General features: G+C 72.6%; 16 protein-coding genes. 13 read left to right on the top strand and 3 right to left on the bottom strand.

Annotation, left to right across the window (positions count from 1 at the left end; genetic code table 11):
• Nucleotides 1-28 precede the first annotated feature (28 nt).
• From AB0J74_RS13130 to AB0J74_RS13165, 8 genes are all read left to right on the top strand, one after another.
• A complete protein-coding gene (locus AB0J74_RS13130) occupies nucleotides 29-973 on the top strand; it encodes a cobalamin biosynthesis protein (protein WP_363448357.1) in 945 nt (314 codons plus the stop codon).
• Entirely contained in the window at nucleotides 970-2,502 is a 1,533-nt protein-coding gene (locus AB0J74_RS13135; RefSeq protein WP_363447884.1) for a cobyric acid synthase, read from the top strand. Before AB0J74_RS13130 ends, AB0J74_RS13135 begins: the two co-directional genes overlap by 4 nt.
• The gene (locus tag AB0J74_RS13140) at nucleotides 2,499-3,098 is read left to right on the top strand and encodes a hypothetical protein (protein ID WP_363447886.1); all 600 of its coding nucleotides are present in this window, start codon (nucleotides 2,499-2,501) and stop codon (nucleotides 3,096-3,098) included. The genes AB0J74_RS13135 and AB0J74_RS13140 overlap by 4 nt, the downstream gene beginning before the upstream one ends.
• A gap of 111 nt (nucleotides 3,099-3,209) precedes the next feature.
• Complete coding sequence (locus AB0J74_RS13145) at nucleotides 3,210-4,313, top strand: M48 family metallopeptidase (protein WP_363447888.1); 1,104 nt, start codon at nucleotides 3,210-3,212, stop codon at nucleotides 4,311-4,313.
• A 41-nt stretch (nucleotides 4,314-4,354) separates the two neighbouring features.
• Nucleotides 4,355-5,725 (top strand): dipeptidase, encoded by a 1,371-nt coding sequence (locus AB0J74_RS13150; protein WP_363447890.1) that lies wholly within the window; start codon nucleotides 4,355-4,357, stop codon nucleotides 5,723-5,725.
• A 53-nt stretch (nucleotides 5,726-5,778) separates the two neighbouring features.
• Nucleotides 5,779-5,985: a hypothetical protein gene (locus tag AB0J74_RS13155; RefSeq protein ID WP_363447893.1), complete on the top strand. Its 207-nt coding sequence runs from the start codon at nucleotides 5,779-5,781 to the stop codon at nucleotides 5,983-5,985.
• A gap of 73 nt (nucleotides 5,986-6,058) precedes the next feature.
• Nucleotides 6,059-6,430 (top strand): glyoxalase superfamily protein, encoded by a 372-nt coding sequence (locus AB0J74_RS13160; protein WP_363447896.1) that lies wholly within the window; start codon nucleotides 6,059-6,061, stop codon nucleotides 6,428-6,430.
• A 290-nt stretch (nucleotides 6,431-6,720) separates the two neighbouring features.
• Entirely contained in the window at nucleotides 6,721-8,274 is a 1,554-nt protein-coding gene (locus tag AB0J74_RS13165; RefSeq protein ID WP_363447898.1) for an ATP-dependent DNA ligase, read from the top strand.
• 4 nt (nucleotides 8,275-8,278) lie between these two features.
• On the opposite strand, the gene AB0J74_RS13170 is transcribed toward AB0J74_RS13165, so the two are convergent.
• Together AB0J74_RS13170 and AB0J74_RS13175 are read right to left on the bottom strand one after the other, a co-directional pair.
• Entirely contained in the window at nucleotides 8,279-8,848 is a 570-nt protein-coding gene (locus AB0J74_RS13170) for a GNAT family protein (RefSeq protein WP_363447900.1), read from the bottom strand.
• Nucleotides 8,845-11,628 (bottom strand): cobyrinate a,c-diamide synthase, encoded by a 2,784-nt coding sequence (locus AB0J74_RS13175; protein WP_363447902.1) that lies wholly within the window; start codon nucleotides 11,626-11,628, stop codon nucleotides 8,845-8,847. The genes AB0J74_RS13170 and AB0J74_RS13175 overlap by 4 nt, the downstream gene beginning before the upstream one ends.
• A 143-nt stretch (nucleotides 11,629-11,771) precedes the next feature.
• Between AB0J74_RS13175 and AB0J74_RS13180 the strand changes: the two genes are divergently transcribed.
• The 4 genes from AB0J74_RS13180 (at nucleotide 11,772) to AB0J74_RS13195 (ending at nucleotide 15,766) form a co-directional block, all read left to right on the top strand.
• Nucleotides 11,772-12,572: an SURF1 family protein gene (locus tag AB0J74_RS13180; RefSeq protein ID WP_363447904.1), complete on the top strand. Its 801-nt coding sequence runs from the start codon at nucleotides 11,772-11,774 to the stop codon at nucleotides 12,570-12,572.
• A gap of 72 nt (nucleotides 12,573-12,644) precedes the next feature.
• On the top strand, nucleotides 12,645-13,304 hold the full coding sequence (locus AB0J74_RS13185) for a hypothetical protein (protein WP_363447906.1): 660 nt from the start codon (nucleotides 12,645-12,647) through the stop codon (nucleotides 13,302-13,304).
• Between the two features lie 37 nt (nucleotides 13,305-13,341).
• Entirely contained in the window at nucleotides 13,342-14,694 is a 1,353-nt protein-coding gene (locus AB0J74_RS13190) for an APC family permease (RefSeq protein WP_363447908.1), read from the top strand.
• A gap of 622 nt (nucleotides 14,695-15,316) precedes the next feature.
• Nucleotides 15,317-15,766: a protein phosphatase gene (locus tag AB0J74_RS13195; RefSeq protein ID WP_363447910.1), complete on the top strand. Its 450-nt coding sequence runs from the start codon at nucleotides 15,317-15,319 to the stop codon at nucleotides 15,764-15,766.
• A 32-nt stretch (nucleotides 15,767-15,798) separates the two neighbouring features.
• Here the strand turns inward: AB0J74_RS13195 and cobC are convergent, their stop codons facing one another.
• Nucleotides 15,799-16,845: an Rv2231c family pyridoxal phosphate-dependent protein CobC gene (cobC, locus tag AB0J74_RS13200; RefSeq protein ID WP_363447913.1), complete on the bottom strand. Its 1,047-nt coding sequence runs from the start codon at nucleotides 16,843-16,845 to the stop codon at nucleotides 15,799-15,801.
• Nucleotides 16,846-16,951: 106 nt separating this feature from the next.
• Between cobC and AB0J74_RS13205 the strand changes: the two genes are divergently transcribed.
• Nucleotides 16,952-19,108, top strand: a complete 2,157-nt coding sequence (locus AB0J74_RS13205; protein ID WP_363447915.1) for a transglycosylase domain-containing protein — start codon at nucleotides 16,952-16,954, stop codon at nucleotides 19,106-19,108.
• The last annotated feature ends 53 nt before the right edge of the window (nucleotides 19,109-19,161 follow it).

Consider the following 19,161-nt stretch of genomic DNA (forward strand, 5'->3'; position numbering starts at 1 on the left):
TGATCATGTGGGATGGCTGGCGATGGACATGCGGGCGGCCGACGCCGCCGGGTTGCTGGCCGGCTACGGGCTCGACGCGCTGTTCGGCGATCCGCGCCGGTTCCACCCGGTCGCCGGGTTCGGCGGGCTCGCGCAGCGGCTCGAACACAACCTCTACCGCGACGACCGGCGCGCCGGGGCCGCGTACACCCTGATCGCGGTCGGTGTTCCCGCGGCGCTCGGCATCGCGGCCAACCTGGCCACCCGCGGCCGGCCGATGTCCCGTTTCGTGCTGACCGCCGCCGCGACCTGGACGGTCCTCGGCGGCCGCACGCTGCGCGGCGAAGGCCGGCGGATGGCCGGCTACCTGCGTGCCGGTGACGTGCCTGCCGCCCGCAACCGGCTCGGCCATCTCTGCGGGCGCGACCCCGCGCAGCTCGACGAGCCCGAACTCGCGAGGGCGACCGTCGAGTCCATCGCGGAGAACACCTCCGACGCCGTCGTCGCGCCGCTGTGGTGGGGTGCGGTCGCCGGGGTGCCGGGGCTGCTCGCCTACCGTGCGGCCAACACCCTCGACGCGATGGTCGGGCACCGCTCGCCGCGCTACGCCCGGTTCGGCACCGCCGCCGCCCGCCTGGACGACGCGCTCAACCTCGCGCCGGCCCGGCTGACCGCGCTGCTCACCGTCGCGGCGGCGCCCCGGGTGCACGGCAACCGGGCCGAGACGCTGCGGGTCTGGCGGCGCGACCGCAACGACCACCCGAGCCCCAACGCGGGCCAGTGCGAGTCGGCGATGGCTGGTGCGCTCGGTGTCCGGCTCGGCGGCCGCAACGTCTACTTCGGACGCACCGAGACCCGGCCCTACCTCGGCGACGGGCCGCGCCCCGAGGCGCGACACATCAGCCGCGCGGCCAAGCTGTCCGGGACGGTCGGCGTCGCCGCCGTCTCACTCGCCGCCGTCGGTGCGCTGCTGAGACCGAGGCGCCGGCGATGAGCGGCGGCCTGCTCGTCGCCGGCACCACCTCCGACGCCGGCAAGAGCGTCGTCACCGCCGGCATCTGTCGGTGGCTGCATCGCCGCGGCGTGCGGGTCGCGCCGTTCAAGGCGCAGAACATGTCCAACAACTCGGCCGTCGTGGTCGGGCCGGACGGGCGCGGCGGCGAGATCGGGCGGGCGCAGGCGATGCAGGCCGCCGCCTGCGGCATCCCGGCCGAGGTGCGCTTCAATCCGGTCCTGCTCAAGCCCGGCAGCGACCACTCCAGCCAGGTCGTCGTGCTCGGCGAGGCGGTCGACCGGGTCGACGCCGGCAATTTCCGGGCGCTCAAGTCGCGGCTGGCCACGACCGTCTTCGAGACCTTCGACCAACTGCGCAGCGAGTACGACGTGGTCGTCTGCGAAGGCGCCGGCAGCCCGGCCGAGATCAACCTGCGGGACACCGACTTCGTCAACCTCGGGCTGGCCCGGCACGGCCGCCTGCCGACCGTGGTCGTCGGCGACATCGACCGCGGTGGGGTGTTCGCCGCCTTCTTCGGCACCGTCGCCCTGCTCGACAAGGCCGACCAGGACCTCGTCGTCGGCTTCGTGGTCAACAAGTTCCGCGGCTCCCGGGCCCTGCTCCAGCCCGGCCTCGACATGCTGGAGCGGGTCACCGGGCGGCCGACGTACGGCGTACTCCCGTGGCATCTCGATCTTTGGTTGGACGCCGAGGACTCGCTCGCCTACGGCAGCGTGCTCGGCCGGCCGGCGGTGCCGCACGGCAGCGAGTGGCTCGATGTTGCGGTGGTGCGGCTGCCGCGGATCTCCAACGCCACCGACGCCGAGGCGCTCGCGACCGAGCCGGGTGTGCGGGTGCGGCTCACCGTCGAAGCGGCCGACATCGCCGCCGCCGACGTCGTGGTGCTGCCCGGCAGCAAGTCCACCGTGGACGATCTGCGGTGGTTGCGGGAGAACGGTCTGGCCGACGTGATCGCCCGGCGTGAAGCCGCGGGCCGGCCGGTGCTGGGGATCTGCGGCGGCTACCAGATGCTGGCCCGCGCCATCCACGACGACGTGGAGAGCGGCCGGGGCACGGTCGACGGGCTCGGGCTGCTGCCCATCGAGGTCACGTTCGACCCGCGCAAGACCGTCACGCTCGCGTCGGGCACGGCCGCGGGCGGCATCCCGGTCCAGGGCTACGAGATTCATCACGGGTACGTCTCCGCCGGCGCGCCGGCCGCACCGCTGCTGACCTATGTGGATGGACGGCCGGAGGGCGCGCGGGACGGCGCGGTCTTCGGCACGCACTGGCACGGCGCGTTCGAGTCCGACGAGTTCCGCCGCTGGTTCCTCACCGAGAGTGCGCGGCTCGCGGGACGGTCGGGCTTCACACCCGCACCGGGTACGGCGTTCGCCGCCGTCCGCGAACGCACCCTCGACCTGCTCGGCGACCTGGTCGAGGAGCACCTGGACACCGACGCGCTGTGGCGGCTGGTCACCGGCGGCGCACCGGCCGGCCTGCCGTTCGTGCCGCCCGGGGCGCCGTGACCGGGGTGACCTTCGACGGGCTGGCCCGGCGGATCCTGCGGCGCCGGCCGCGGCTCGGCAACACCCGCCTCGTCGCGGTCGACGGGCCCAGCGGCGCCGGGAAGACCCGGTTCGCCGCCCGGCTCGCCGCCGCCGTGACCGAGGCGGGCGGGGTCCCGACGCCGGTCGTGCACACCGACGACTTCCTCGACGGGTGGGACGACCAGTTCACCTTCTGGGGCCGGCTCGACGAGTTGGTGCTCTGGCCCTTGCGGTCCGGGGTGCCCGGGCGGCACCTGCACTACGACTGGGAGCGGGCCGGGTTCGTCGGGCCCTGGGTCGAGGTGCCGCCCGCACCGGTGGTGGTCCTCGAAGGGTTCAGCGCGGCCCGGGCGGCGATCCGTCCCGAGCTGACGTTCTCGATCTTCGTGACGGCATCGCCGCGGCTGCGGCTGAGCCGGGCGTTGCGGCGCGACGGGGCCGGGGTGCGGCCGCAACTGCTGCGCTGGCGCCGCCGGGAGAACCGGCACTTCGCCGCGGACCGCACGGCCGAGCGGGCCGATCTCGTCGTGCACGGCGTCGGGTCGCAGGACCCCGTGGTCCTCGCGTACTCCTGACAGCCGGGGCTGGTTGGTCCGGACGGTCAGTGCTTATCCGCAGGCATAGACGCACGCCGTGCCGTGGTGCACCCTGAGCGGTGACACACGGCGACGACCCGGGGGGCGACCATGAGCGCTGACGAGCAGGGCGCGGCCGTTCCCGCACGCCGGCGGGTGGTGCTGACCGGGATCAGCTCGCGCGCGTGGGAGCACCCGGCCGACCGCGGCGCGCTGACCGCCCTGCGCGAGCTGCGCGGCTTCGACGACGTGGTCAAGGCGTTCTTCGGCATGTGGAACGAGCGCGGGTTCCGGCTGTCCTACCTGGCCTCGTCGATCCGGGTCGACCACCGGCAATATCCGCAGGTCTACGGCCTCTACGCCGAGGCCGCGCAGGCGCTCGACCTGCCCGAGCTGCCCGACCTGTTCGTCCGCTACTCGCCGACACTGGGTGGCCGGGCGATCGGCATCGACCGGCCGTTCATCGTGCTCGACTCGGGGTCGGTGCCGCAGCTCGACGACGACGAACTGCGCACCCTGCTCGGCCACGAGATCGGCCACCTGCGCAGCGGTCACGCCGTGTACAAGACGATCCTGATGATCCTGACCCGGTGGGCGGCCAACCTGAGCTGGCTGCCGGTCGGCGCGATCGCGCTGCGGGCGATCATCGCCGCGATGCTGGAGTGGTGGCGCAAGGCCGAGCTGTCGGCCGACCGCGCCGGCCTGCTCGCCAACCAGGACCAGGGCGCCGCGCTGCGGTTGCTGATGAAGCTGGCCGGCGGTGGCGACCTCAGCCAGATCGACACGGCGGCGTTCCTGGAGCAGGCGGCCGACTACGACGGCGGGGGCGACCTGCGGGACAGCTTCCACAAGCTGCGGATGACCGCCTGGAGCAGCCACCCGGTCCCCGTCGCCCGGGCCGCCGACCTGCGGCACTGGGTCGACAACGGCGACTATGCCCGGATCCTCGCCGGTGACTACCCGCGGCGCGAAGGCGACGGGGAGACCAGCGTCAGCGAGGAGATCAAGGCCGCCGCCGAGTCCTACCGGGAGGCGTTCGGCCGCTCCCAGGACCCGCTGGTCGGCCTGCTACGCCGGCTCGGCGACGGCGCCAGCGACGTCGGCGAGTGGGCCGGTGGCGGTGCGGCCCGGGCCCGGTCGTGGGTCAACAGCGCGGCCGACGCCGCCGGCCGGGCGGCCCGGGGCCGCAACGAGCGGCACGACGACAACGCTTAGGGCCCCGCCAGCGGCCCTGGTGGGCGGCTTACGATCACGGCATGACGGCTGCGATCCTCTCCGAGTCCGAGCTGCGCGCTGCGATCGAGCGCGAGATGCCCGGCGTCCGTGCCGACCTCGAACGCCTGATCCGCATCCCCGGTATCGCGTTCGACGGTTTCGACTTCAGCCACGTCGAGCGCTCCGCGGAGGCGGTGGCCGAACTGCTGCGCGGCTGCGGGCTCGAGGTCGACATCGTGCGCAACGGCGGGCAGCCCGCAGTGATCGGCCACAAGCCGGCGCCCGAGGGCGCGCCGACCGTGCTGTTGTACGCGCACCACGACGTACAACCGGTCGGTGATCTGTCGCTCTGGACGTCGGAGCCGTTCGAGCCGGTGGTCCGCGACGGCCGGCTCTATGCCCGCGGCGCGGCCGACGACAAGGCCGGCGTGATGGCGCACGTCGCGGCGCTGCGGGCCTACGGCGACGCGTTGCCGGTCGGGGTGGTCGTGTTCGTCGAGGGCGAGGAGGAGTTCGGCTCCGAGTCGCTCGAAGGGATGCTGGTGCAATACAAGGAGCGGCTGCGCTCCGACGTGATCGTGATCGCCGACTCGGGCAACTGGGACGTCGGCGTGCCCTCGGTCACCACCTCGCTGCGCGGGCTGGTCAACTGCTTCGTCGAGGTCCGCGTCCTCGAATCGGCCGTGCACAGCGGCATGTTCGGCGGCGCCGTGCCGGACGCGCTGACCGTGCTCTCCCGGCTGATCGCCACCTTCCACGACGCGGCCGGCGACGTCGCGATCGAGGGGCTGGCCCGGCGGGCCGACGCGGCCGTCGACTACCCGGAAGACCGGTTGCGCGAGGAGGCCGGGCTGCTCGACGGCGTCTCGTTCATCGGCACCGGCCGGCTCACCGACCGGATCTGGAACCAGCCGACCGTCTCCATCCTCGGCATCGACGCGCCGCCCACCGCCGGTGCGCCCAACGCGCTCATCCCGTCAGCGAAGGCCAAGGTCAGCGTGCGGTTGGCGCCGGGAGACGACCCCAAGACGGCGTACGCCGCTATCGTCTCGCACGTCGAGAAGCACACGCCCTGGGGCGCGCGGGTCTCGGTGGTCCTGGAGTCCGACGGTCTGCCCTGCGAGATCGACACGAGCGGCCCGATGTTCGCGGCCGGCCGGTCGGCGCTGCGGGCGGCCTGGGACGGCGTCGAGCCGGTCGACATGGGCGTCGGCGGTTCGATCCCGTTCATCGCGACGTTCCAGGACATGTTCCCGGGTGCCGCGATCCTGGTCACCGGCGTCGAGGACCCGAACTCGAAGGCGCACGGGCCCAACGAGAGCCTGCACCTGGCCGAGTTCCAGCGGGCCTGCCTGGCCGAGGCCCTGCTGTTCGCCAACGTCGCGGCGGCCGCAGCGGGCACGGTCGGGTGACTCTTCGATCTCCGGGCGGACTTTTGTCGGTGGGGTGCCCTACGCTATCGAACATGAGTACGAACGAGGCCATCGCGCGGCTCGGAGCCGCGGTCAGTGCACTGGGAGACCTCGACGTCTCCGCGTGGTCGGAGGAGGCCCTCCGTGAACAACTCGGCGACCTGTCCGTGAACCTGTGCGCCCTCGACGCCCTGCTCTCCAAGGTCGCCGACGGCGTCCGCGCCCGCGGCATGCGGATCGAAGAACCCATCGCCGCATGACCAACGGGGTCGGCGCGGCGGGCCGCGCCGCGCCGACCCTGAATTGTCGGACCCGGCCGCTAGCTTCGCTGTCATGGATTGGAAGATCGAGCTCGTAGCCATCCCCGTGACCGACGTCGACCGCGCCAAGTCCTTCTACGTCGACCAGTGCGGCTTCAACGCCGACCACGACCACCAGGTCAATCCCGACCTGCGCTTCGTGCAGCTCACCCCGCCGGGGTCGGCCTGCTCGATCGTGCTGGGCACCGGCGTCACCCAGATGGCACCCGGCTCCCAGAAGGGCCTGCAGGTCGTCGTCGCCGACGCCGCCCGGGCGCGCGAGGAACTGGTCAGCAAGGGCGTCGACGCGAGCGAGGTCGACGAGCAACCGTGGGGCCTGTTCGTCTACTTCGCCGACCCTGACGGCAACACCTGGGCCCTGCAGCAGATCCCCCCGCGCGACTGATCCAGCCGCGCCATCTTTTTTACCGAGCCAGCGGCACGGCTCGGGATCGGGTCGCGCCCGAATCCCCCTCGGGATTAGGGCGCGGGCCTGGCCTTGGGCGGCGCTGGCCGCTGGTCCCGAGCGGCTCTGGCCGGGGCGGCCCCGGCTGCCGCCACGAGCGGCGCTGGTCCTGGGCGGCCTGGCCTTCTGGCGGGGCTGGCCGTGGGCGGCGCCGGCCCTGGGCGGCCTCTCATGCGGGGCGGGCGTCGAGGTGGGGCACGGTTGTCGGACCCTGGTGCCAGGATGTGGGGATGCTGTTCGCAGATCTTGCCGCGACCTCGGGTGCGGTGGCCGCGACCTCGAAGCGGCTCGCCAAGGTCGATCTGCTCGCGGCTGCGCTGAGGGGGCTCGACCCGTCCGAGGTCGAGGCCGGTTCGGCCTACCTGGCGGGTGAGCTGCGGCAGCGGCAGACCGGGGTCGGCTATGCCAGCCTGCGTGACCTGCCGCCGCCGGCCCCGGCCGCGACCTTGACGGTCGGTGCGGTCGACGCCGCCATCGCGGAGATCGCCGGCGTCAGCGGCAGCGGGTCGCAGGCGCGGCGCAAGGGGCTGCTCGCCGCGCTCTTCGCGGCGGCCACCGTCGACGAGCAGCGGATGTTGCGCGGCCTGTTCAGCGGCGAGTTGCGTCAGGGCGCCCAGGCCGGGCTGCTCGCCGACGCGATCGCCCGGGCCGCCGACGTGCCGGGGCCCGCCGTGCGGCGGGCGCTGCTGCTGGTCGGTGACTTCAAGACCGTGGCGGTGGCCGCGCTCCAGGGTGGGGTCGCCGCGCTCGCCGAGTTCGCGCTCCAGGTCGGGCGTCCGCTGGCGCCGATGCTCGCGTCCAGCGCGCCGAGCGTCGACGAGGCGCTGGTGGCCACCGGCGTGCCGGCCGCCGTCGACGTCAAGCTCGACGGCATCCGGGTGCAGGTCCACCGCAGCGGCGACGACGTCGCCGTGTTCACCCGCAGCCTCGACGAGATCACCGGGCGGCTGCCGGAGGTGGTCGCGGCGGTGCGGTCGCTGCCGGCGCGCGAGATCGTGCTCGACGGCGAGGCGATCGGGCTCGACGCCGAGGGGCGGCCCCGCCCGTTCCAGGAGACGGCGAGCCGGGCGGCGACCCGCGGCGCCCGGCGCGGTGCCGCGGCGCCGAAGACCGACGGGGTGACGCTGACGCCCTACTTCTTCGACGTGCTCCACATCGACGGCGCCGACCTGCTCGACGCGCCGGGCATCGAGCGCTGGGCGGCGCTCGAAGCCGCGCTGCCGGAGGCGTTGCGGGTGCCGCGGGCGATGGTCGACGGGCCCGATCAGGCCCACGAGTTCTACGCGAAAGCGCTGGACGCCGGCCACGAGGGTGTCGTGGTCAAGGCGGCGGAGGCGGCCTACGACGCGGGCCGGCGCGGGGCCGCCTGGGTCAAGGTCAAGCCGCGGCACACGCTCGACCTGGTCGTGCTGGCGGTCGAGTGGGGGAGCGGCCGGCGCACGGGCTGGCTGTCCAACCTCCACCTCGGCGCCCGTGACCCGGAGACGGGCGGGTTCGTCATGCTCGGCAAGACGTTCAAGGGCCTGACCGACGAGTTGCTGCGCTGGCAGACCGAGCGCTTCCAGGAGTTGGCGGTCGACAAGGGCGACTGGGTCGTCCACGTCCGGCCGGAACAGGTCGTCGAGATTGCGTTCGACGGGGTGCAGACCAGCCCGCGCTACCCGGGCGGCGTGGCGCTGCGGTTCGCGCGGGTCATCCGCTACCGCGACGACAAGACCGCCGCCGAGGCCGACACCATCGACACGGTGCTCGCCATCCACGCCGGGCGGCCGATCACGCCCTGATCGCTCAGTGGAGATCGGCGGCGACGAACGACCAGACCTCCAGGTCGACCCGCCCGCTGTGCACGTAGCCGGCATTGCGCAGCAGGCCCTCGTAGGTGAAGCCGGCCTTCTCCGCCACCCGCCGCGACGCGGTGTTGCCCGGCGCCACCCGCAACTCGATCCGCTGGAACCCGTGCTCGAGAATCAGCGCGATCGCCAGCGCGTCGACCGCCTCGGGGGCGACGCCGAAACCACGGGCCTCGCCCGCGATCGCGTACGAGATCTCGGTGACCTTCGCGCCCCAGTCGGTGCGCTTGGTCCACAGGCACCCGACCAGCCGATCGTCTTCCCGGCGGATGATGCCGTAGTGGTCGCCCGCGCCACTGTCGCGCCGCTCCTGGGCCATCTCGGTGCACCACGCGAGCCCGTCGATCTGCCCGAAGTCGCGCGGAAAGGGCAGCCACCGCTGCGTCTGCTTGTCAGCGAAGATCTCCGCCACCGGTTTGGCGTCGTCTTCACCGAGCTCGCGTACGTGCACCCGCGGCGTCGAAACCCGCAACAGCGGAAACTGGCGCAGCGGAAGATGGCCCCTCACGTGATCCCCCCGTCGTCGTCACGCATCCGCCCCGCGGCGGGTTCATGTGGCGCCCGGCCCGGCACCGTCGGTATCTCCGCCGTGCCACCGGTCAACGCACCGCCGGCAGGCTGGTTAGGGGCCGGTTGCCCGGCCGCGGTCCTGGCCGCACCGAACCCACTGCCCGCGACGGGATGCTCGCCGCGCCCCACCGGGAACCCGAACTCGGCCGGCCGCCGCGGGTCGGCCTCGGGCAGCGGCTGGCGCTGGTCCGGCGGCCGATAACCGTCGCCCGCCGGCAACTGCCCACCACCGGTCGGCACCACGAACGACCACCCGTCGCCGGCCGGCGACCCCGCCCGCGCCCCGGGCACGGCGGCGAACCCGAACCCGTCGGTCACATACTCGCCACCCTCGTCGCCCGACTCACCGGAAACTTCGAATCCGGCCGCATAACCGGCGCCCTCGTCGCCGCCTCTGCGGCCGGAAGGGGGCGTGAACCCACGCCCGCCGGTCACCGGGCCGACACCGACCTGCGGGGGGCGACGCCCGTCGGTAGGGGCAAACCCGCGCTCGTCAGCGTGGCTGGCACCGTCGTGGTCTGCGCGAGGCCCGTCGGTAGGTGCGAACCCGCGCCCATCGGCGTGGCCCGCGCCGTTCTGGTGGCCGTCAGGCCAACGGGCAGGCCTGTCGACGTGGCTACCGCCGCCCGGTTCGCTGCTGGCAGCGAAACCACGCCCGACGGCCCGGTCGCCGTCGCCTACGCCGGTTGCGAAGGCGGGATGGTCGATCGGTTCGTCTACCTCGACCAGTGGCGGCACGACCCGCAACCGCGGCGGACCCTGCGGCCCGGCGTTGGTCTCGGCCGTCTGCGAACCGCCGCTCCCCGGCACCGCTCGCAAATGAGGGGTGGACACCGGCGCACCCCCGGAATCCCGGAATTCCTCCTCGGCCGGGATCGGCACGGACCGCAGCTGCGGCTGTGCGGGCGGGGGAAACCCGCGGCCATCGGCCGGATCGTCGACGTGTGGACCGAACCCATCGCCGTCGCGTGGACCCGTGCCGTAGTCGAGTGCGCCGCCGACGGAAGCCGGACGTGCGTCGCCGAACGGACCCGGACCGCCGGACCAGGCGCCGTCGTCCGACGGTCGAGCCGTCGACCGAGCGCCCTGCCAGACCCCGTCGCTCGACCCCGCGGGCCGAGCCCGGTCGCCCGACGCCGGCGCGCCAGCGGGCGGCGTCGCTGGGCGGGGACCCTCGACCACCGGCACGGGCACGGCCGCCGTGGGCCACGTACCCTCGCCGGAATTTGCCTCTCCGGTCCAGAGCCCGCCGCCGGAGGCCGGCGCCGGAGCGCCGCCCAGCACCGGGACGGTCCCCGTGGCTCGGGCCCAGGTGCGGCCGCCGCCGCCCGGCTCCGGCGCCTCGCCCGGCCGCGCCGCCAGCACCAGCCGCCGCGCGATCTCCGGGAAGCCCGCCCAGTGCAGGGCCAGCTGGGACGCGTGCACCCGCCGCCAGACGAAGCCTTCCGGCGTGCCGCCGTTCCAGGTCCACGCGGGTGTCTGCCCTGACCGCGGGTTGACCACCCCGCGGTGCTGCTTGTAGCCGACCACCCGCGTGCCGACCTCTGCCACGGCGGTCGTCGCCCGGGCGGTCGCGTCGCGGTAGCCGACGATCATCTGGTCGCCGGTGGCGCCGGTCGCGTCGAGGACGCCGCACATCGGCCGGCCGTCGAACGACTGCGCGAGCCAGAGCAGCCCGGCCCCCTCGGCGATCACCGGACGGCCGGAGCGGGCCAGGTCGGCGATGTCGGCGCAGAGCCGGCGGTTGGCGGACAGGTCCTCGGCGTAGGCCTCCGGCAGCGCGCCGCCGACCACCAGCCCGTCGGCGCTCTCCGGCAACAACTCGTCGCGGAGCGGGTCGAACAGGACGACGGTCGCGCCGGCCGCTTCCAGCAGCTCGTGGGTCTCCGTGTAGGAGAACGAGATCCCGGCGCCGCCGGCCAGCGCGACGACCGGGCGGCGGCCCAGGTGGACGGCGGCCGTGTCGTCGGGGCTGAGTGCCAGCTCGCCGGCCGGCGACCACGGGGTCACCGGCAGCTGGGGCGCCGAGTTGGCCAGTGCGAGCAGGCCGTCGAGGTCGACCGCGCCGGCGACCGACTCGCCGAGCCGGCGGATGCCGCGCAGCGCCTCGACCTCGCGGTGGACGACCGGGACGACGCCCTCCTGGCGGGGCGGCAGCGCGGACGGCAGGTCGCGGCGGCGCAGGGCGCCGTAGACCGGCACGCCGATGTCGTCGAGGGCCTCGCGGAGCAACTGCTCGTGGCGGTCGGAGGCGACCCTGTTGAGGATCACGCCGCCGAGCCAGGTCAGCTCGTCGTAGGCGCGGAAGCCGTGCACCAGCGCCGCCACCGACTGGCCCATCGCGCCGACATCGACGACCATGACCACCGGCGCGCGCAGGGCGGCCGCCACGCCGGCGGTGGAGTCGGTCTCGACCCGCCCGGCGAGGCTGTCGAACAGGCCCATCGTGCCCTCGACGACGGCGATGTCGTGGCCCTGCGCCCCGTGCGCGAACAGCGGCGCGACCCGGTGGGCGCCGACCAGGCGGGGGTCGAGGTTGCGGCCGGGACTGCCGGCGGCGGCGCCGAGGTAGGCCGCGTCGGTGTGGTCGGGGCCGACCTTGAAGCCGACGGCGGAGAGGCCGCGGCCGGCGAACGCCGCGAGCAGGCCCACCGCCAGCGCGGTCTTGCCGTGGCCGGACGACGGCGCGCTGACCACCACCCGGGGCACGGCGGACATCGGCGACTCCCTCGGCGGAAAATGGCGAGCCGTCCGACGATACCTAATACGCCCGACAACATCAGGCTGACGACACATTGACGAACGGGTGCGCCTGGGCGACCGCCAGGAATCCCGTCGTACCCCCGCAGTAGCCTCTTGGCGTGTACCGGTTCCTGCTGACCCCCCGCTGGCTGGGCTACCTCGCGCTCGCGCTGGTCGCCGCCGCGGTGATGGTGCTGCTCGGCAACTGGCAGCACGGCCGCTACGAGCTGCGCAAAGACGTCAACCACCGGATCGATCTGGCCGACACCGCCACCCCGGTGCCACTCGACACGGTCGTGCTGCCGGGTGGCAGCAAGGGTGTGCCCGGGCCGGGCCCCGAGCGCACCGCCGAATGGACCCGGGTGACAGCGACCGGCCATTACGACCCGGCCAACGTGGTCCTGGTGCGCGGCCGCACCGTCGACGACAAGGTCGGCTTCGAGATCGTGACCCCGCTGCTGCTCTCCGACGGCTCGGCGGTGCTGGTCGACCTGGGCTGGGTGCCGACCGTGCCGGGCGGCGGCGCCTACGCGCAGCCGAAGCTTCCGCCGATCCCGACCGGGCCGGCCACGGTCACCGGCGCGGTCAAACTCTCCGAGAGCCGCGGCACGGCGATCGACCGCGCCGACGGCAAGCTGGAGACGCGCCGGATCTCCGTTTCCAAGATCGCGCCCGAGCTGCCCTACCCGGTGCGCGGCGCGTTCGTGCAGCTCGACTCCCAGGTGCCGGCGGCCGACAAAGGCTTCTCCCCGGTGCCGCCGAGCTACGAGAACGACTGGCTCAACCTCGGCTACACGGTCCAGTGGTGGCTGTTCGGGTTGATGACCTTGTTCGCGTTCGTCTGGGTGGCCCGCCGCGAGGCCCGCGGCCCGCAGGAATCCGACAGCAGAGCCGAGCCGCAACTCGCCGGCAGCGCCTGACGCGGCGCCCGGTGGGCGTGGCAACCGGGCAGTAAGGTGCCGGGAGAAGTCGCGGCGACCTGGGGGTGCGTGATGGGCACAGAGCCGACTCTGCCGCTTCCGCCGTCAGACGAGCCGGGCCAGTTTCCGCCGGCGGCCGACCCGTGGTCGACGCCCTACCTCGGCCCGGACCCGACCGCCGACCCCGCCGCCTACCCGTCGCAGCCCAGCAGCACACCGTGGCCCCAGCCCACCAGCGGCTCGCCGACCAGCGGAGCCGCGTCCCATCCCGGCAGCGGCCCGCCGCAGGCACAGGCGAGCCCGGCCGCGTCAGGCCCGCCGCGGGCACCGGCGAGCCCGGCCGGGCCAGGCCCGGCCGGCCCGTTCCCGCCCGCGGTCGACGGGCCGGTCGTCGCTCAGATCGGCGACGTCCGGGTCACCTCTGCCATGATCCACACGCCGGCCGGCAGCTTCCCGCTCAAAGACTCGACCTGGCACGTCAACGACTTCTGGCAGACCGAGCAGAAGACACCGACCTGGGCGATCATCACGGCGATCCTGGGCTTCTGCGTGCTACCCATCGCGAGCCTGCTGTTCCTGCTGGTCAAGGAGACCATCCACCGTGGAACGGTGCAGGTCACGGTGACCAGCGGCCGGCATCAATACGTCGCGCGTACCCCCGTTGTCGATCAAATCCAGGTGCAGCACCTGCACCAGCAGGTCAACTACGTGCGGGCGCTCGCCGCTTTGTGAGGCATGACACAGCCGCCGACTGGGTACCGCGCCCCGCATGACCTCCGAGACGAGCACGCCGACCCGGCCGGCCGACGAGGGTCTGCGCCGCGTCATCTCACGGCCGATGCTGACGTTCTTCATCCTCGGCGACATCCTCGGCGCGGGCATCTACTCGCTGACCGGCGAGGTGGGCGCCGACGTCGGCGGAGCGATCTGGGCGTCGTTCCTGGCCGCGTTCGCGCTGGCGTTCCTGACCGCGTTCGCCTACATGGAACTGGTCACCAAATACCCGCAGGCGGCCGGCGGCGCGCTCTACTGCGACCGGGCGTTCGGGCTCAAGTTCCTGAGCTTCCTGGTCACTTTCGCGATCATGGCGTCCGGTGTCACCTCGGCGACGTTCGCGGCCAGCCGCGTCGGTGGCGCGTACTTCACCGGTCTGTTCGGTGTCGAAGACCCGCCGATGGTCCTGATCGGAATCGTCGCGATCCTGCTCGTCGCGGCGGTCAATTTCTGGGGCGTCGCCGAGTCGGTCCGCGTCAACGTCGTGATCACCTGCATCGAGCTGACCGGCCTGCTGTTCATCATCGCCGTCGGCATCGTCGTACTCGGCAGCGGCGACGGCGACCCCGCCCAGGCGTTCACCTTCTCGGGCTCCGGCTTCGGCGTCGTGACGGGTCTGCTTTCGGGCGCGGCGACCGCGTTCTACGCCTTCCTGGGCTTCGAGGACTCGGTCAACCTGGCCGAGGAAACCGCCGAGCCGAGCCGGTCGTTCCCGCCCGCGATGATCACCGGCCTCGTCCTGGCCGGCGTGGTCTACCTCCTGGTCGCCTTCACGGCCGCGATGACCGTCCCCCTCGACGTGCTCACCAAGTCGACCGGCCCACTGCTCGAAGTGGTCAAGCTCGGCGCTCCCGGCCTCCCGGTCGGCGAGATCTTCTCCGCGGTCTCCATCATCGCCGTCAGCAACACGATGCTCATCAACATGCTGATGGCCAGCCGCCTCCTCTACGGCATGGCCCAACGCGACGTCCTCCCCGGCGTCTTCAGCCGCCTGAGCCCACGCCGCACCCCGTGGGTGGCGATCGCCTTCACGACGGCGGTCTCGGTGGCCCTGCTCTTCTTCGTCGACAACCTGGGCGACCTCTCCGACACCACGGTCCTCCTGCTGACCGCGGTCTTCCTCCTGGTCAACATCGCCGCCCTCGTCCTGCGCCGCGACCCGGTCGACCACAGCCACTTCCGCGCGCCCACCGCCGCCCTCATCCTGGGCGCGGCGATCTCGCTGATCTTCCTGCTCCCCGTGGTCCGCGAAGCCTCGATCTACATCCTGGCCCTGTGGCTCCTAGCCGGCGGCGTGGTCCTCTGGGCGATCAACTGGGCCTTCCTCCGAAGGTCAACCGCCAATTAGGGCATGACGGCTCGGGTCCGCGGTGGGCACGACCGTCGCTCCCGCCAGAGACCGCTCCGCTTCGCTGCGCTGCCAGGCCCGCGCCGGGTCGCCCTCAACCCTCACGGCGGTCGCCCTGATCGGCTGGATTGCCGCCGCCGCCGCGAAGGTGCTCGCCTGTGTGGTCGGCGTCGCCGGGCGGGTTCGCCTTGTTCCCGGCGGGTTCGCCTCGTCCTGGCGGGTTCGCCTCGTCCCCGACAGGCTCGCCTTGTCCCCGGCGGGTTCGCCTTGTTCGCCTCGTCCTGGCGGGCTCGCCTTGTTCCCGGCGGGTTCGCCTCGTCCTGGCGGGCTCGCCTTGTTCCCGGCGGCTTCGCCTCGTCCTCGACAGGCTTGCCCCGTCCCCGACCGGCCCACCGCGGTGCTGAACGCGGTGCGAGTCCGGCGCCTGGACGGGTAGGTGTGTTCGGGCGTACATGTTTTGGCATGTGTGCACACGCGAGAACATGTACGCCCGAATAGAGGCACCCCCTGGCGCGGGCACGGACCCGCCGGGTCGGGCATGCCGCTGGAGGTGGGTTTGCCCTGCGCGGCGCAAAACGGCCGAATCAACATTGAACTCTCAGCCAGCGAATATGGTGGGCTCATGATCGACTCGTGGGATCCAGCCGGCCGCGGGGTTCTGCGGTTGCCCTCGGGCCGGATGGTTCGGGGGCGTGGGCTGCTGCGGGCCTACCCGATGGGGCCGCCGCCGACCTTCGGGGTCTATCTCCTCGGCAAACCGGCCACGCTGGTGGCCTGGGAGAGCCGGTGGGTCCGCTGGCCCGACCTGTGGCTGCCCAGCGATCCCGTCGACGCGCGCTCCGCGCTGCAGGAGGCCTGGGAGCGGGCGGCGACCGAGCGGGTGGAACTGGCCTGCCGCGGCGGCCGCGGCCGCACGGGCACCGCGCTGGCGTGTCTCGCGATCATCGACGGCGTGCCGGCCGCGGAGGCCGTCTCGTACGTCCGCCAGCACTACGACCGCCGCGCGGTCGAAACCCCCTGGCAGAAACGCTTCGTCGCCCGCTTCGCCCCAGGCACTCCCGACCTGAACTGACCTGGGAGCCCGGCAGCCCGCCGGCGGTCGAGTCAAGGGGTGAAGTCGCGGACCACCGCGGACAGGGTCCTGGTGAAAGCGTCGGTGGTGGCTCGGTCGCGGACGGCTATCCGGAGGAAGTCCGGACCCAGGCCGGGGAAGGTGTCGCCGCGGCGGACGGCGTAACCCCGTTCCCGCAGCGCCAGGCGGATCTTGTCGGCATTGGGGATCCTGAGGAGGACGAAGGAGCTGTGCGGGGCTGCGGCGATCGTGAGACCGGGGATCTCGGCCAGGCGGGACACCAGGTGGGCACGGTCCGCGGCCAGCGAAACGGCGATCGCGTGTTCCGCCGCCACCGCCGCCGGGCTCGCGCAGGCCACCGCCGCGGCCAGGGCGGGGGTGGCGACCGGCCACAGGGGTTGCACGGCCGACAGGCGGGCGATCACGTCGGGTGCCGCCAGGGCGTAGCCGATGCGCAGGCCGGCCAGGGCCCAGGTCTTGGTCAGGCTGCGCAGCACGATGAGGCCGGGGAGTTCCGACCGGCCGGACAGCGACGACGGTTCGGGTGAGCCGTCGACGCCCAGCGTCGTGTCCGCGAACGCCTCGTCGACGACCAGGATGCGGCCCGGGCGGGCCAGGGCGGCTACGGCCGACGCCGGATGCAGGACCGACGTCGGGTTGGTGGGGTTGCCCACGAAGACCAGGTCGGCGGCGGTCGGGACCAGCGCGGGATCCAGGGCGTACGGCGGCGGGAGTTCCACCCGGTGCACCCGGTGGCCGGCCGCCAGCAGCGCCGCCTCGGGCTCGGTGAACTGCGGGTGCACCACCACGGGGAGAGCGGCGCCGCGGAAGGCCTGGGCGATCAGGACGAAGGCCTGTGCGGCGCCGGCCGTCAAGAGGATCGACGACGGGTCGCGGCCGTGGCGGGCCGCCAGCGCGGCGCGGGCCGGCGCCGGGTCCGGATAGGACGCCAGGTTGGCCAGCGACGCCGCGACGGGGTCGGCGAGCCAGGGCGGCAGGGGCGCCTGGCGTACGTTCACCGCCAGGTCGACCAGGCCCGGCCCGACCTCGGCGTCACCGTGATGTCCCAACTCGACCACGCGGTCGACCGTACCCGGTAGGTTGATCTTGGGTTCAGGAACATGAGACGTAGACGTTGTTCACTTTCAACTACGGACATATACGCTTATGTCCTAGTTTTGTGTGGTGATTAAGCGCACCCTCTCCGCGACCAGTCGGTTCGCTCCGCTGCTGCGGGCCGGGCTCATCGCCGGCGTCGTCGTGGCGGCGGTGGCCTATCCCATCGTTGCCGTCGGTGGGATCGGCGCCAAGAAGGGTGCCGAGGCCTTCAACGCCATGCCTCGCGAGCTCAACGTCAAACCCCCCGCGCAGACCAGCTACGTGTACGCGTCGGACGGCACGACGCTGCTGACGATGTTCTACGAAGAGCACCGTAAGTATGTGCCGATCTCGCAGATGTCGCCCTACATCCAGCAGGCCATCGTGGCCTCCGAGGACCAGCGCTTCTACGAGCACAACGGTGTCGACCCGAAGGGCATCGCGCGGGCGTTCGTCGCCAACCACGAGGGAGGCGGCGTACAACAGGGTGCCTCGACGTTGACCATGCAGTACGTCCGGATGGCGCAGCGCGACGGCGCCGAGACGCCGGAAGAGGTGCAGGAGGCGACCGAACAGACCAGCACCCGCAAACTGCGCGAGATGCGGCTCGCGCTGGCCGTCGAGAAGCAGTACACGAAGCAGGAGATCCTGGAGCGCTACCTGAACTCCGCCTACTTCGGGCACCGTGCCTACGGCATCTACGCCGCGGCCGAGGTGTTCTTCTCCAAGTCGCCCAAGGACCTGACGCTGGTCGAGGCGGCCACGCTCGCCGGTCTGGTCAAGGCGCCCACCGAGTACGACCCGGCGACGCAGGACAAGCTCGCGGCGACCGCCCGGCGCAACTACGTGCTCGACAACATGCAGAAGATGGGCTACCTGAGCCCACAGGACAACGCGGCCTCCAAGGCGCTGCCGATCCAACTCAACCTCAGCACCCCGGCCAACGACTGCGTGTCGGTGCCGAAGAACCTCAACAGCTGGGGCTTCTTCTGCGACTACCTGAAGACCTGGTGGTCGGAGCAACCGGCGTTCGGCGACAACGCCTCCCAGCGGGAAGACAACCTGCGCCGCGGCGGCTACAAGATCGTCACCTCGCTGGACCCGAACATCCAGAACATCGCCGAGAAGAACGTGATGGAGAAGGAGAAGTCGACCAGCAAGTTCGCGCACGGTCTCGTGGTGATCCAGCCGGGCACGGGTCTGGTCAAGGCGATGGCCGTCAACCGGGTCTACTCGCTGGACCAGAGCAAGAACGGCACGCACTCCGACCCGGCCAAGGCCGCGAAGATCAAGGGCAACTACCCGAACACGGTGGTGCCGCTGCTCGGTGGCGGCGACATGCCGGGCTACCAGGCCGGTTCGACGTTCAAGATGTTCACGATGCTTGCCGCGCTGGATGCCGGGATGCCATTGTCGACCGCGTTCGACTCGCCGCAGCGACTGGTCTCGCAGTACCTGGGCGAAGGGCCCGGCTCGTGCGGCGGCCGCTGGTGCCCGTCGAACGCCTCCGGCGCGATGACCGGCCGGCACATGATGTGGTCGGGCTTCGGCAAGTCGGTCAACACGTACTTCGTCCAACTCGAGCAGAAGGTCGGCGCCGACAAGGCGGTCCGGATGGCCGAGCGGCTCGGCCTTACCTGGCGCACCGACGTCGACCAGATGATGGCCAAGCCGCCGCGGTCCAAGACCTGGGGCGCGTTCACCCTCGGCGTCTCCGACGTGACACCGCTGGAGATGGCCGGCGCCTACGCGACGGTCGCCGCCGACGGCCAGTACTGCGAGCCGCTGCCGGTCACCTCGATCCAGACCAACGACGGCAAGCAGGTGACCTGGACCAACAAGCAGGGCCAGACGGTCGACGTGGCCAAGCCGCGGTGCCGCCAGGAGGTCACCCAGGACGTGGCCCGTGCCGCCGCCGACGCGGCCCGCTGCCCGACCGGCGGCAAGGCGCAGACCGGCTCCTGCCAGGAATGGTCGACCGCGCCGAGCGTGACCGCGACCGTCGGTCGCCCGGTCGGCGGCAAGACGGGTACCACCGACAGCACCCGGTCGGCCTGGTTCGTCGGCTTCACCAAGGAACTGGCCGCGGCGAGCTTCATCGCCGACCCGGACAACCCGTTCAACGCGGTCGGTGACGCCCAGTCGCAGAAACCGATCGACTCGGTGGCGCAGACGCTGCGCGACGCGCTCAAGGGCCAACCGATCGTCGAGTGGACGCCACCGTCACCAGCGATCGTCCGGTGACCGCCGAGGGGCCCCTGCACGGGGGCCCCTTCGCGGCGGACGGGATCATGGGT

Source organism: Asanoa sp. NPDC049573, assembly GCF_040676615.1.
GTDB lineage: Bacteria > Actinomycetota > Actinomycetes > Mycobacteriales > Micromonosporaceae > Asanoa.